This is a genomic window from Paenibacillus sp. MT86 (assembly GCF_058792535.1).
This window is the reverse complement of sequence record NZ_CM179499.1, coordinates 4,021,030-4,034,554: the sequence shown is the minus strand read 5'-3', so window position 1 is coordinate 4,034,554 and position 13,525 is coordinate 4,021,030. Positions and strand designations below refer to the sequence as shown.

Below are 13,525 nucleotides of genomic sequence, written 5' to 3'. Positions count from 1 at the left end.
TTTACTCAACTACAAAATCTGGGGACCGTTCCTGCAATGGATATTGATTTATATAGTCAGGCACTTGAATCTATTTAACTATTAATTGTTGATAATAGCGATTAAGCTTGAAATCTCGAGAATGTTAGTTACTCAGGGGAAGCATTGACATCCGATAACAAAACATTCCTACATCGTCGCATTCGCTCCTTGGTCGCCATAAGAATTTTCGGAGAAGTGGAATCAAGGCGACACATTCAATCGGCTAAGTCTGACGACCCGTTCCCTTCGGTCACTTAATCCGCTCGAACGTCAGGAATGCACAACGTTATAGGAAATTTGGGCAAAACATATATAAACAAACTGAGCCAGGCAACTGGTGATCTTTGTAATGCTCGAATAGAGACATCGAATAAAAGGATTGATCTGATGAAATTAATTAGAAGAATTACTGATAGTGATATTTTCGGTGGAACTCCTGAATTGATTGAGTCGGTATCACGATATGCTTCAAGAGGTGTCCTAATTGATGAAGAGATGAATGCAGCTATGATGTATATGTCAGAAATTAATCTATACAAATTGCCAGGTGGAGGAATCGAAGAAAAAGAAACAATAGATCAATCATTTTTAAGAGAGATTAGAGAAGAGACTGGATATGAAGCTAAAGTATTCCATGAACTGGGATATATTGAAGAACATAAGAAGAAAAATGATTTTATGCAATTATCCTATTGTTGGATAGCATATGCAAGGAGAAGAGTCAGCGCTGTAAAACTTAGCGAAAGCGAAAAGCAACTTGGAATGGTGGTTAATTGGATGACTTTAGATAGGGCAATGGAATTGATGAATGAGTCATTGATAAACTGTAATGATTATTCAACAAAGTTCATGATTCTGCGTGATAAGACTATCCTAAATATTGCATATGAAATATTAAAAAGGAACGAAAGTGAACATTTTAAGTGACTCGAGGAAGGCCCGAACATCCTATAACATCATTTCCACGCTTCGGAGCCGTAAGTCGGTGGGACGTCGTGGATACAGGAACGTTAGATGAAATTACGATGCAAGTTCTTATCAAAATCAAAAACTATGAGGTGCATAATGCCAAGACTAATTACATTGGCTGATGGAAGATCAGTAGAAGTTGAATGTGTAAGCTGCGCATTGACAAGTGGTTTGATTTCTTCAACAGGTGGAGTAATTTTTGAATCAAGCAACTTTCATGTCCATCAAGATATTGCTTACCCAATTAAAGGGTTAGTTATATTAGCTTCAAAGAGGCATTTTTACTGCATGGATGAATTAACAGATGAAGAGCGATTAGAATTTATTTCGTTAATCCATAAGCTCAGAAGTGAACAAAGAAAACGATTGGGAATTGATAAGGTCTATTATTTTTATAATGAGGAACCGAAGCAATTATTTTATATAAGATGAGGTATTGAAACATGGAATCCTTGGGGATAATACCTGCGCAATTATGCGATGTGCACATTTTAAGCCAAATGAATAAAGAGCTTATTGAAGACGAAAAAAGCGATAACCAAATGACAATAAATGAATTGAACAACAGAATGAAAGATTTTTTGGATAATGATTGGAAGGCAACTTTACTTGTCTTGGGTGATCATGTTGTAGGGTATGCCTTATATCAGGAAAGAGAGGACGTAAGCAATGGGAAGAACAAAACCTTCCATATAAGACAGTATTATATCAGTAGGAAATATCGAAGAAGAGGATTAGGAAAATAAGGAATAGATTTATTAAGAAATGAATTATTTCAAGATTCAACTATATCTATTGATGTGTTAGAAAGTAATCCGACTGGAAGAAGATTTTGGGAAGAATTTGGATTTAAAACATACTATACAAACATGAAATTTAAACCATAAGAATCTGACAGTAGTTCTAGAGGTCCATCATATAACACTGTATTTACGCTGCGGACCATTCAGCCCTTGGTTCGCAAGAGGCAATTCAGGAAGACAACTCTGCTCACAACCCTGCGAGGCTAAGTCTGCCGGACCCGGTCGCTTTGCTCCCTTAAGTCTCTCGGGTTCGTAGATACAATAACGTTAGATGAAATCATCGCAATATTTTTATTGAAAGTAATTCATTGGAGGAATAAATGAAAAGGGTCTTAGTCATTGGTTGTCCTGGCTCAGGTAAGTCAACTTTTTCATCAAGACTAAGTAAAGAATCAGGCTTACCTGTAATTCATTTAGATTCATTTTACTGGAAACCAGGATGGATCAGTTGTAGTAATCAGGAGTTTGATGAAATACTACAAAAATTATTAGTTCAGGAAACCTATATCATGGATGGAAACTATGGAAGGACATTAGATTATAGAATTCCTTATACGGACACTGTTTACTTTTTCGATTTTCCGCGATATCTATGTCTTTATAGGTTAATGAAAAGGATAATCTTAAATCATGGTACAACTGGAGAATACATGGGGAAGGGTTGTCTAGAAAGCATTGATTATAAATTTATAAAGTCAGTATGGAATTTTAGGAAGAATCAACGAATGAGAATAATTAATATATTAGAGAAGTACAAGGGAAGTAAGAGTATCGTAATTTTTAGAAAGCCAAAGGAAGTAAAAAACTATTTTAAGAGTTATTCCAAGTAATTCGAAGAAGGCGACAACATCATCTAACATAATATCTACGCTGCGGGCCGTTCGGCCCTAGGTCTGCGAGATGTGATTCGGGGTAGCAATTTCGGCAGACAACCCTGCGAGGCTAACTAAGTCCGTCGGACCCGGCGTGTTTGCGCCTTAAGCCTCTCGGGTTCGTAGATACAGTAACGTTATCTGAAAGATCGGCAAAAATCATAATAGAAAACATTGATGGGAGAGCATTTTATGAGCCGCCTGGTAATCATGACGGTTGGAAAAACTCATAGTGGAAAAACCACTTTTGCTAAAGAATTAGAATCTGTACTACAACAAGCCATAGTCATTGATCAGGATAATCATGCTGAATTTATTAATAGCCATTATAAGAAACTTCGCCCTATAGAAGGTCCCAATACTTTAAAATTCTCTATAACAAATGCTATTGTTAACTATGCTATGGAGCAAAGCAATTTCCACATTATCTTAAGCAATTCCAATTTAAATAAATCAGGAAGAACAAATGTACTCCAGAACTTTCATGACAATGGATTTGAAAGTATTATAGTCCACTTTAATTTACCAATTGATTTATTGAAAGAACGTGTTACACAAACCCAAAGAAGTAAAGCTATTTTTAGAAGTGCCTTGAACTTTTTGGAAGTATTGGAGAGACAAGAAAATACGATAGAAGTTCAACCTACTAAAGATGAGGCTAATTATCTATTTGACATCAAGGACCCCAATGATACTTGGAAATTATTCAACAAATAAAAGAGATAAGTGAATTTAGATAATTCGAAGAGGGCCGATCCATCAGATAACATGGTATTCACGCTGCGTCGCTATCGCTCCTTGGTCCGGCCGAGGTAGAAGAAGTGGAATCAAAGAGTCATTTCATTTGCAGAGAAGCTAACTCAGCCGGACAACCCTGCACAGCCTAACCGGGTCGCGCCACTCCCTACGGTTGTTTAAGGCAGTGAGTGTTCGTGAATACAATAACGTTATCTGAAGCCGATGGAATAGTACTAATTAAGATAGGAAGTGGAGTCTTTGAGGTATTCAGAACTCTCCATGCTTAAAAACATTTATTTATATCAGATATTTGAAACACAAGATAATCATCTAAGATTATTATTTAGTAGGAGTAAGGCAAGTGAAATTGCTGAGACAGTTACAATAGGTGAAATTGAAATCAAAGATTCATATTCAATAGACATAGATGAATCATTACCACATATTCAAATAGATTTCGAACGGTATATAGGCTATTCAGTAAGAAACGAAAGTTATACTGTTTGGGATGATTATGAAGAATTTGAAGGCAAGATATTTAGAATCTACAGTAAATCAAGATATCTGGATTTTATAAGTACAAGTACTATAGCGACAGAAGAATATCCCGGACCATACAAGCACTATGGAATATCCTGTTTAAATCATGTGATAGATATCGTATCAACGACTGATCCGATTATAGTTGAAATACCGAGAGATTTATTTTGAGAGTATTTCAGTAGGTCATCAGCATCAGATAACATTATATTACGCTGCGTGGCTTACGCCCCTTGGTCGTCAGATGTATAATCATGGTAGATAATCGGACGACACACGAGCCGACCTAAGATAGGAGCTATCTAAGGCCGGCTCGCGTCGTAATACAATAACGTTAGCCGAAAGAAGTTCTTAGTTTAGGAGGAGTCTATATGATATTAGAAAAAGTTATAAATAGAATTGCAATACAAAGTGAATATAAGGATTTTGTTGATAAGTATATAGATCATATACTTACCGAATTTAAAGGAAAGATTCATAGCATTTATATGTGTGGCTCGATTCCAAAAGGAACTGCTAAACCTTTTAAATCAGATGCAGACTTTACTATTGTATGTGTAAATCCCAAAGATATTGATTACGAAAGATTGTCAAATATTAAAGAAAGGCTTTTGGAAGAATATCCAATAGTAACTAAGATTGATACGATAATTTGCTCGATTGACGATGTATTAAGTAAACCGAATGAGTGGGGTTTTTGGGTTAAGATAATTTGTGTTTGCATGTATGGTCATGACATTGGTGAAAAAGTACCACCGATCATTATTTCCCCAGAGTTCATTCTAGACTTAAATACAGAGACCAAGGAAGAAGTAGATCGTGTACGTCGTTCACTTTCTACTGCTAGTGATCACACGATGAAAACTAGATATATTAAAGGGTATTCGAAGAGATTAATTCGTGCATTATACTCTTTGGTTTTAACAGATACAGGTGTATGGCAGGATGACATTATTGAGATGAAGAATGCCATAATAAACTATTGCGAGATTGACTCCGCTTTAGTTGAGTATCTGTATGCTTGTTACTTGGATAGTGATGTACTTGTTGAAGAGTTTCTGGGAATTGCAGATGAAGTATATAGCTATTTTGAGAACGCCTTAAATACAATGGCTGCTTCCAGAACTTCCCTCGACTAACACCATATTGACGCTCGGGGTCACTCTGAGAAGCGAGTGACCCCATCCAGCCCCCTAAGCCCGTCGGGACGTCACTGCATTAGGAGTTCGGCAAGCCTCACAACTATAAGCAGCGACTCTAAGGGGCCAGGACGTCGTGAATACAAGAACGTTAGTCGGAAACTCTCAAAACATTAGCAACAATTATGATCATACCTCTAAATATTAAATAGAACATAAGGAATATAAAAACATGAAAAGGTTCTCTGTTCAGAAGTCAGAATGGTCTGATAAACGTGAAGAAGACTATAAAAAAGAATGTTTTAATATAGTGTATGAATTTGGTCATGAATTGAATGTTGAGGATGACCGAGTGTTTTTAATGATGAGTGAAATGAATATTGAAATATTGAAACCATTAAAGTTCGGTTCATTTTGGTATGAAACATGGCTAGAGATCAGAAAAATTTATAAAATAGATTAGTATAATAATGATTGAACGAGAAGAAAATGAAACGATAATTTAAATAACAAAAAACTTTATAACGACCATGTATTAGGTAGTAATTCATAGAAGTGAGAGCATCGCCTAACATAGTATCTACGCTTCGGGCCATCGGGCCCTTGGTTCGCAAGATGAGGGTAACAGAGAGGTTTATTCAGTCCACAACCCTGTGAGGCTAGGTCCGTCGGACCCGCGCTGACGCTCCTTTAAGCCTCTCGTGTTCGGGATACAATAACGTTAGGCGAAATCATTATAAAGAAGGAAACCATTATATGAACATTAGGGGAATTATCCTTGAAGGGTTTTCGAACGCGGGTAAAACATCGCTACTTAAAGCGATAAAACAATATCAAGCGATTGACGAATCAGCCGAGTTGAGCATCGTTATACTTGGTGAACATTATTCTCAGATTCTGAATAATGTTTATGGGGAGTTTGTTCGATTATCAAGAGATCAACATCTTGAACTATTAAGAGATAGAGTTGATATGCTAAAGAATTTAAATGATTGGGCGATTAATTTAGGACCATGGAAAAGAAAATCTAGAGGACTCTTTTTTGTATTAGAGAGGTTCCATTTAAATCATCGAGTCGCATTCTCGGATTCAGAAGATACAGAAATAACTAGTATTGAGAACGATTTAAATGAGCATTTTGCATAATTCCGTTTTTGTGTAACAGACAGCAGAAATCAATAGCCCCAGACTACTAAGTGACTCGATTCTAAAAATGGGCAGACCAGCAGAATTTCATCAGTTTCAATTTTTAAGCTGCCGTTTGTTGTTTTCTAGAAACAATGGAAAGAGCGGATACGAGCAGCACGATGGCATTCAAATACTGGTGAGTCGTTACTTTCTGGATGCCCCAGACATGCATGCCATCAGCCGAAAGATAGGTTTTCATTCTGGAGTTGCATCGTTCCACACTTGTACGCTTGTTGTAAAGCTCCTTCCAGCGTTTTGTATCTCGATGAGGGCTGCAGTATCGCCGAAGATCGTCCTTCGCATCCACCTTGACGACCATACCATAGTTGGAAGTCGAGCAAGCCGCCATGCCTAATGGGCAGTCGACTTTGCCCGTGGCATGAGGACAACGGAACTTCAAGTAATCGCCGTCAGCACCCCAGTAAGTCATGGCGAACCCCATCGAGCAACATGGCGTTCCGGTTGCTGTCATCCCGGCAGGAGGTTCTTTCTCTCCTCGGGGGTTCAGAGGGATGATGGCTTGCGCTTTCACGTTTCGAGCGGCTTCGTAAACTTTCATTTGATCGTAGCCCGCATCGAGCATAAAGAATTTCGCGCTCGTTTTGGCAGCTACCTTCGCAATCAGACCAGGTGCCATTTCTCCGTCATTGACATGTGCGGGCGTGACTTCTAGTGCTAGCGGAAGTTCGCTTTTCGTGTCAACAGCTAGGTGGAGTTTGTATCCGAACCAAGTGACTTTGTGGCCGAATGAATCGAACTTTGCGCCCCAGTTGGCATCGCCGGTCTGCTCACTTTTGCGCTTGGGTTGCTTCTTCTCATAAGCATGGATGGCGGCGCTGTCGATCGCAATGTGGCTGCCGTCGATGATGCCCTCTTGCTGACAGAGGTTGACCAGATTCTCGAATAGCTGCTGTGCCAATTTTTTCTTTGTCAGTTCGGCGAAGACCCGGCTTAGCGTAGAAATAGACGGTGCTTTGCGATCTAATGAAAGTCCACACTGATAGCGAAATCGAAGATCTGTTTCCAATCGATGATGCAAGCCAGTAAACGTTTGAATATGCTCAAGCGGCGCAGCCAAAAGTGCACGAAGAATTCCTTCTCTACAGTGCCCGTCAGCGCCACGGGGTGAACGACTTCTCAATTGCTTGGCATAAGGGCGAAGATCCAAGACGCTAAAAAAAATGGGCAATCGATCTTTTGATTGCATTTTTAACAGATCCTCAAAGGAAAATAGACTTTCTTGGAGAATATACAAGTGACTTCACTTCCTCTCGGAGTTTTTGGGTTTGGTCACTTGAAAACTTCTCCAAATTGGGGTGAAGTCCCTTTTTTATGTTTGAAAATCCTTGTGTATCAAGGGCTCAGATTAATGCAAAATGCTCAAATAAAATAGGAGCTAAATGTATCTTGTTAACTATATCTAATGATATTGTTGAAGAAAGAATAATGAGCAGAAATCCAAATAACTGGATTAACAAATCAAGAGAAGATATTGATGTGGCGTGCAAAGAATTAATCGAAACCCAAAATAGACTCAGAATTCAATCGTCCAAATCAAAGGTACCAACAATTTAAATAAAATAGGAGCTAAATGTATCTTGTTAACTATATCTAATGATATTGTTGAAGAAAGAATAATGAGCAGAAATCCAAATAACTGGATTAACAAATCAAGAGAAGATATTGATGTGGCGTGCAAAGAATTAATCGAAACCCAAAATAGACTCAGAATTCAATCGTCCAAATCAATGGTACCAACAATTGAAATAAACACTGATAATAAAGAATGGGATAAGTATGCAAGATTAATCATGGAAGAAAATGACTTCGCCTAACATAATATTCACGCTTCGGGGCATTCGCCCCTCGGTCCGGCCGGAGTAAGAAGAGGATTCGGGGAGGCAAATGACATTAGCAGGGAAACGATTTCAGCTGGACGCATACGACTAAGTCGTGGACACGAGAACGTTATCTGAAAGATACGCTTATAAGTGAGGGTGATTCGTTTGAAGCAAGGACAGATTGTGTTCTTGAACGGAACTTCAAGTTCAGGAAAGACTAGTATTTCTATGGAACTGATCAATCAGAAAGAGATTCTTTTTCATCATTTATCCATAGATGATTTTTTTCATAATTTCAATGATCTTATTAATAACAAATTTCCAGATTTAAAACCAGTAAAAGAATTGGATGATGTAGTTATCGGACAAATAATGTTTGATCCTATAATCTCCATGTACTACGCCACAATTAAACTGTTTTTAGAATATGGTCTGAATGTAATCGTCGATACCGTAATCGAAAATGACAAGTGGTTTAATGATTATCTTGATGTACTTTTTGATTATCCTACATTATTCGTAGGTGTAATATGCTCGAGAGAAGAACTCACAAGAAGAGAGCAAATCAGAGGAGATCGAATGATTGGACTAGCAAATTCCCAGTTCGACAAAGTATATTGCTTTAATGAATATGACCTTGAAGTAAATACTGAAGAGTTGAATCCAACAGAATGTGCCGAAAAGATATTGAATTTTATTAAGTCCGATCAGGATTACTCGGCATTTAAGAAATTAAGTAAAAGAAATGTTAGTAGTTTATAAAAGGCATCCCATCAGATAATACCATATTCACGCTGTGGGGCTATCGCCCCTGGGTTGTCAGATGAATAATTATGTAAGAAGTTCAGACAACAAACGTGCCAACCTAAGATAAGAGTTATCTAAGTCTGGGCCGTTTCGTCAATACAAGAACGTTATGCGCCATTTCCGGTAAATATTAAAGAAATATTTAAGGAGATCATTTATGAAAGGTAAGATACTCATATTATTTTTTATTACGATAGTGTTTTCATCTTGTCAAAATAGTAGTCAATCGACTACCTTGAACAGCGAAACTAAATCAATAATGAATTCTGAACTGCCATCTGATGTAGTGAGTACAGGTAATGGAACAGAATCGAAAGAAATAACTGAAGGTCGTACAGATCCTTCTAACTATGAAGTGTTAACCATGAGCATTGGGAACCTTGATTTGAAAGGAGAATTTTATGATGAAATGCTTCGAAATCCTATAGATCATGATTATGAGGTGGAATTTAATGAATTTCAAAATTCCAAAGAGATTATTACAACATTAGAATGGGGGGCGTTGGAAAGCAAATATACAGAGATTTGGGATAATGAGTTAAATCATATATATAAAAAGCTTCTTTCTAAGTTGGATAGAGAACCAAGAGAAGCACTAATTGAATCGCAGAAAGAATGGTTACAGTATCACTTAAGGGAAATAAAATTTGTAGAGAAGTCATTTATTAATAATGGTTACCTTGGATCACAAGGATCGGTAAGCCTAGGCAGGGTTATAAAGGAGAGAATTAGGGAAAGAACAATGCAATTATTTGAATATCGATATTTGCTAGATGGTGAAGTTGAGTTTTTATACCAAAGTAAAAAATAGAGTTGGAATCTTGATTAAAGGTTTTTAGCACTACAGACCTTATATAAATGAGTATTTTGCAGTAATCTAAGCCCTTGCTACGCAAGGATTTTCAGGCATAAAAAAGGGACTTTACCCCAACTTGCAGAAGTTTTCAAGAGACCAATCCAGAAAACTCAAGAAGGGGTAAAGTCTCTTGTATATTCTCCAAGAAAGTCTGTTTTCCTTTGAGGAACTGCTAAAAATCGAGTCAAAAGATCGTTTGCCGATCTTTTTCAGTGTGCTGGACCTCCGTCCTTACGCGAAAGAACTGAGAAGTCGTTCACCCCGAGGAGCCGACGGGCATTGCAGAGAAGGCATTTTGCGCGCCCTTCTTGCTGCTCCTCTAGAACGTATCCAGACATTTACTGGTTTACATCATCGACTGAGTACCGATCTTAGGTTTCGCTATCAATGCGGACTTCCACTCGACCGCGAGGCTCCATCCATCGCTACATTAAGCAGAGTCTTTGCCGAGCTGACGAAGAAAGAGCTGGCCAAACAGTTGTTCGAAGACTTGGTCAATCGCTGCAAGCAAGACGGCATCATCGACGGAAATCATGTTGCGATCGACAGTGCCTCGATTCACGCTTACGAAAAGAAGCAGCCTAAGCGAAAAAGCGAGCAAACGGGCAATGCGAACTGGGGAGCGAAGTTCGACTCCTTCGGTAATAAAGTGACTTGGTTCGGCTATAAGCTCCACTTGGCGGTGGATACGAAAAGCGAACTTCCACTTGCGCTCGAAGTCACGCCAGCGCATGTGAATGATGGAGAAATGGCGCCGAGCCTGATTGAGAAGGTTGCTGTCGATAAACGCACGAGATTCTTCATGCTTGATGCGGGCTATGACCAAATGAAAGTGTACGAAGCGGCTCGAAAGGTGAACGCTCAAGCCATTATTCCTCTCAATCCTCGGGGAGAAAAAGAACCGCCCGCTGGCATGACGACAAACGGAACACCCTGCTGTACGATGGGGTTCGCGATGACTTACTGGGGCGCCGACGGCGATTACTTGAAGTTTCGTTGTCCGCATGCCACAGGCAAAGTAGATTGCCCGTTAGGCATGGCCACTTGCTCAGCGTCCAACTATGGCATGGTCGTCAAAGTCGATACGAAGGACGATCTAAGGCGATATAGTAATCCGCATCGCGATACCAAGCGCTGGAAAGAGCTTTACAATGAACGAACCAGCGTGGAACGGTGCAATTCTCGAATGAAAACGTATTTGTCCGCGGATAGCCTGCATGTCTGGGGCGTTCAAAAAGTCACTACGCAGCAGTATTTGAACGCCATCGTCCTACTCGTATCTGCGCTCTCAACTGCTTCGAGAAGAAAGCAAGCCGCCGCTTAAAAAGTTCAAACTTCAAAAATTCTGGAGGTCTGTCCTTTTTCAGAAAACGCGTGATTTAGAGACGAGACAATGTCTGTTCTTCCTATGATTTATCCAAATTCGGAATTATGCAAAATGCTCATATAGCAAAATGCAGTATTTCAAGCGTTTGGAATATGTCTAGGATGGAGGAAATTATATGAAAGTTACCGTGGAGTTAACCGACGCTTCCGCCAAATTTATGATTAACAATCTATATCCGCTATATTTGCATGATTTATCGGAGATATGGGAGTGGAAGCCGAATCGATACGGCGTCTTTGAGGATGACGATACTAGAACCTTATATGACCAGAATCAAGTTTTTGATATATGGTGGGAGAAGCCCTCGGTTTTGTTTCCCTATCTGATTCGAGTGGAAGGTATTCCGGCAGGGTTCGCCCTCGTCGCAACCCCGCCATACACTTTTGGCAGTGAATTTTACATGAATGAGTTTTTTGTTATGAAACCCTTCCGGGGCAAACATGTTGCTGAGAATGCTGCATCGCAAGTGTTCGGGAAGCATGCCGGCAGCTGGGAAGTCCAGACGAATGCCACCGATCGCAATAAGCGGGCTCAGACATTCTGGAGAAAGACGATGCACAATTATGTTTCGCCCTCTCCCATGCAGGAATTTGTTGCAACGAGGGACGACAAAGAGATGCTGATCTTTCAGTTTGTATCATCGCGGGTGTAAAGTCCGACACACATATATGTCTTCTAAACAAAAGAAGTGATCGACATGGCGAAAAAACAATTCATACTTGAGGTATGAGTTGTTTTTTTATTTATGTTTTCGGGTGTCCCTTTTTTGGAAGATGAGGGGTTATACAGACGTAAATAAGATTTACACGGAGGTGCGTCTTCGAATTGGATTCGATCGAGGAGTACGTGAGACGTGTTAAGGCCGGAGAGGTGGATTGTTTCGAGCCTATCGTCGAAACGTACAAAAAACAGATTTACCTATATTGCTGCCGAATGCTCGGCTGCAAGCAGGATGCGCAGGATGCCGTCCAGGATATCTTCATCAAAGCGTTTACCAAGCTTTATACCTATGAAGCCAAAGTTTCATTCTCATCATGGTTATACAAGATTGGATATCATCATTGTCTCAATATTCTTCGTAAGCGACGGGTTCGCATGCGAGTAAGCCGACTGATCAAACCGGCGGGTTATGCTGATAGCGTGGAAGAGACGCTGGAGCGCAAGTGGTTTAGCGAACCGTTGGAATATGCCATGACCAAGCTCTCGGCAGAGGAGCGAAATCTGCTTGTGTTGCGGGTTTTTGAAGATAAACCATTTACGGAGATTGCCCAGATTCTGGATAAGAATCTAAGCGCGGTGAAGAAAAAATATGCTCGAATGAAACAGAAAGTCATCCAACTGATCCAGGAGAAGGAGGGGGCGGGGTTATGCGAGATTCGGGACAGCCGGAGCAAGATCGAATTCTGAGAAGCATGGAAATGCACTCCGTGGATGAAGAAGTAGACGTGACTCCCGCCATCATGCAAAAGGTGCGACGAATTCACCGGAAGAAACACGGAAGAAATGACGGCAATCGGAAGAAAACCTTAATGATTGCAATGCTTACTGCGATTTTGATTCTTTCGTCGCTTAGTGTTTACGCCAGTCATTATTTGATACAGATCAAGAACAAGGAAGGCGAAGTCATTCTGTCTACCATAAAGCCATGGAAATATTCCGAATCGGAATATAACGCCAAACGTGTGAAAGAGACGGAAGAAGAGCTGAGAAAGAGGTTAAAGCCGGGAGAACAGGCGGTATTTTATATCAAGGACCTGCACATGACGCCACTCGTCAAAGAACAACCTCTGAATTATTTTTATATGTTGACTAAGCATTCAAATTATCAGGAACTCGCAAAAGAAATCGAGGAAAAAGGCGCTCCCGTGCTTCAAGAGCCTGAATATGTACCGAAAGGGTATCGTTATGATTATGGACAGATTCAGATTAGGAACAATCCCGTATGGGGCACACCGGAGTATGAAACTCTTCTGAACGAACTCAAAGAGCAGGCAGAGAAGTCGGATGAAGAACAGGGACTGTTCTATAAGATTGTTCCTTGGTTCAAGATTGCATCTACAGGAATGGAATATCGTAAAGGCGAAAATCGGATCAAGATGGTAGCTTATGCCCGAGAGAAGGGCTCCAAGGCCGGGGTGCCCACAAACCAAGCCGTAAAAATAAAGGTGAAAGGGAAAGAAATGATTCTGTCAGCCAGTCCATCCAGCCCTTCGCGCAGCTTGACTTGGCTAAGCGACAATGAAGAGGTGCTGTATATAATTACGGATGACCCAAAGGATCCGTTGTCCAAGGATGAGTTTGCGAAGATTGCGGCAGGGCTTATTCCGTAAAGGCATCCGATTTTTTACAAAATGTCCTTTTGAT

Annotated in this window: 17 protein-coding genes; 16 read left to right on the top strand and 1 reads right to left on the bottom strand. The window is 39.9% G+C overall.

From position 1 onward, the window contains the following. Positions 1-408: 408 nt before the first annotated feature. The 9 genes from AC3RCL_RS17805 (at position 409) to AC3RCL_RS17765 (ending at position 6,228) form a co-directional block, all read left to right on the top strand. Positions 409-948: an NUDIX hydrolase gene (locus AC3RCL_RS17805; protein ID WP_192572664.1), complete on the top strand. Its 540-nt coding sequence runs from the start codon at positions 409-411 to the stop codon at positions 946-948. 138 nt (positions 949-1,086) lie between these two features. Next, positions 1,087-1,422 carry an HIT family protein gene (locus AC3RCL_RS17800; RefSeq protein ID WP_492531100.1) on the top strand — a complete coding sequence of 112 codons (336 nt, stop codon included), beginning with the start codon at positions 1,087-1,089 and terminating at the stop codon, positions 1,420-1,422. Positions 1,423-1,433: 11 nt separating this feature from the next. Continuing rightward, the gene (locus AC3RCL_RS17795; RefSeq protein WP_492531098.1) at positions 1,434-1,736 is read left to right on the top strand and encodes a GNAT family N-acetyltransferase; all 303 of its coding nucleotides are present in this window, start codon (positions 1,434-1,436) and stop codon (positions 1,734-1,736) included. Between the two features lie 377 nt (positions 1,737-2,113). Continuing rightward, on the top strand, positions 2,114-2,623 hold the full coding sequence (locus AC3RCL_RS17790) for a P-loop NTPase family protein (RefSeq protein WP_492531096.1): 510 nt from the start codon (positions 2,114-2,116) through the stop codon (positions 2,621-2,623). 234 nt (positions 2,624-2,857) lie between these two features. Further along, positions 2,858-3,382: an ATP-binding protein gene (locus AC3RCL_RS17785; protein ID WP_492531094.1), complete on the top strand. Its 525-nt coding sequence runs from the start codon at positions 2,858-2,860 to the stop codon at positions 3,380-3,382. Positions 3,383-3,661: 279 nt separating this feature from the next. Beyond that, a complete protein-coding gene (locus AC3RCL_RS17780) occupies positions 3,662-4,114 on the top strand; it encodes a hypothetical protein (protein ID WP_492531091.1) in 453 nt (150 codons plus the stop codon). Between the two features lie 200 nt (positions 4,115-4,314). Further along, on the top strand, positions 4,315-5,082 hold the full coding sequence (locus tag AC3RCL_RS17775; protein ID WP_492531089.1) for a nucleotidyltransferase domain-containing protein: 768 nt from the start codon (positions 4,315-4,317) through the stop codon (positions 5,080-5,082). A gap of 232 nt (positions 5,083-5,314) precedes the next feature. Then, positions 5,315-5,545 (top strand): hypothetical protein, encoded by a 231-nt coding sequence (locus AC3RCL_RS17770; protein ID WP_492531087.1) that lies wholly within the window; start codon positions 5,315-5,317, stop codon positions 5,543-5,545. Between the two features lie 293 nt (positions 5,546-5,838). Beyond that, positions 5,839-6,228 carry a hypothetical protein gene (locus AC3RCL_RS17765; RefSeq protein ID WP_492531085.1) on the top strand — a complete coding sequence of 130 codons (390 nt, stop codon included), beginning with the start codon at positions 5,839-5,841 and terminating at the stop codon, positions 6,226-6,228. 103 nt (positions 6,229-6,331) lie between these two features. Here the strand turns inward: AC3RCL_RS17765 and AC3RCL_RS17760 are convergent, their stop codons facing one another. Further along, complete coding sequence (locus AC3RCL_RS17760) at positions 6,332-7,525, bottom strand: transposase (protein ID WP_487717185.1); 1,194 nt, start codon at positions 7,523-7,525, stop codon at positions 6,332-6,334. Positions 7,526-7,868: 343 nt separating this feature from the next. On the opposite strand from AC3RCL_RS17760, the gene AC3RCL_RS17755 reads away from it, so the two are divergent. From AC3RCL_RS17755 to AC3RCL_RS17725, 7 genes are all read left to right on the top strand, one after another. Next, positions 7,869-8,105, top strand: a complete 237-nt coding sequence (locus AC3RCL_RS17755) for a hypothetical protein (RefSeq protein ID WP_492531083.1) — start codon at positions 7,869-7,871, stop codon at positions 8,103-8,105. Between the two features lie 171 nt (positions 8,106-8,276). After that, the gene (locus tag AC3RCL_RS17750) at positions 8,277-8,873 is read left to right on the top strand and encodes a chloramphenicol phosphotransferase CPT family protein (RefSeq protein ID WP_492531081.1); all 597 of its coding nucleotides are present in this window, start codon (positions 8,277-8,279) and stop codon (positions 8,871-8,873) included. 202 nt (positions 8,874-9,075) lie between these two features. Continuing rightward, on the top strand, positions 9,076-9,729 hold the full coding sequence (locus AC3RCL_RS17745; protein ID WP_492531079.1) for a lysozyme inhibitor LprI family protein: 654 nt from the start codon (positions 9,076-9,078) through the stop codon (positions 9,727-9,729). Between the two features lie 175 nt (positions 9,730-9,904). After that, complete coding sequence (locus AC3RCL_RS17740; protein WP_028407136.1) at positions 9,905-11,098, top strand: transposase; 1,194 nt, start codon at positions 9,905-9,907, stop codon at positions 11,096-11,098. Between the two features lie 178 nt (positions 11,099-11,276). Then, positions 11,277-11,813, top strand: a complete 537-nt coding sequence (locus tag AC3RCL_RS17735) for a GNAT family N-acetyltransferase (protein ID WP_492531076.1) — start codon at positions 11,277-11,279, stop codon at positions 11,811-11,813. A 194-nt stretch (positions 11,814-12,007) separates the two neighbouring features. Next, entirely contained in the window at positions 12,008-12,568 is a 561-nt protein-coding gene (locus tag AC3RCL_RS17730; RefSeq protein WP_228468945.1) for an RNA polymerase sigma factor, read from the top strand. Then, positions 12,529-13,491, top strand: coding sequence for a hypothetical protein (locus AC3RCL_RS17725; protein ID WP_277748714.1), 963 nt, complete (start codon positions 12,529-12,531; stop codon positions 13,489-13,491). Before AC3RCL_RS17730 ends, AC3RCL_RS17725 begins: the two co-directional genes overlap by 40 nt. Positions 13,492-13,525 lie beyond the last annotated feature (34 nt).

What these genes read in the sequence shown, in the direction of transcription:
- AC3RCL_RS17785 (WP_492531094.1), top strand. Translation starts at nt 2,858, where the DNA reads ATGAGCCGCCTGGTAATCATGACGGTTGGAAAAACTCATAGTGGAAAA.
- AC3RCL_RS17765 (WP_492531085.1), top strand. Translation starts at nt 5,839, where the DNA reads ATGAACATTAGGGGAATTATCCTTGAAGGGTTTTCGAACGCGGGTAAA.
- AC3RCL_RS17800 (WP_492531100.1), top strand. Translation starts at nt 1,087, where the DNA reads ATGCCAAGACTAATTACATTGGCTGATGGAAGATCAGTAGAAGTTGAA.
- AC3RCL_RS17735 (WP_492531076.1), top strand. Translation starts at nt 11,277, where the DNA reads ATGAAAGTTACCGTGGAGTTAACCGACGCTTCCGCCAAATTTATGATT.
- AC3RCL_RS17795 (WP_492531098.1), top strand. Translation starts at nt 1,434, where the DNA reads ATGGAATCCTTGGGGATAATACCTGCGCAATTATGCGATGTGCACATT.
- AC3RCL_RS17770 (WP_492531087.1), top strand. Translation starts at nt 5,315, where the DNA reads ATGAAAAGGTTCTCTGTTCAGAAGTCAGAATGGTCTGATAAACGTGAA.
- AC3RCL_RS17725 (WP_277748714.1), top strand. Translation starts at nt 12,529, where the DNA reads ATGCGAGATTCGGGACAGCCGGAGCAAGATCGAATTCTGAGAAGCATG.
- AC3RCL_RS17745 (WP_492531079.1), top strand. Translation starts at nt 9,076, where the DNA reads ATGAAAGGTAAGATACTCATATTATTTTTTATTACGATAGTGTTTTCA.
- AC3RCL_RS17790 (WP_492531096.1), top strand. Translation starts at nt 2,114, where the DNA reads ATGAAAAGGGTCTTAGTCATTGGTTGTCCTGGCTCAGGTAAGTCAACT.
- AC3RCL_RS17775 (WP_492531089.1), top strand. Translation starts at nt 4,315, where the DNA reads ATGATATTAGAAAAAGTTATAAATAGAATTGCAATACAAAGTGAATAT.
- AC3RCL_RS17805 (WP_192572664.1), top strand. Translation starts at nt 409, where the DNA reads ATGAAATTAATTAGAAGAATTACTGATAGTGATATTTTCGGTGGAACT.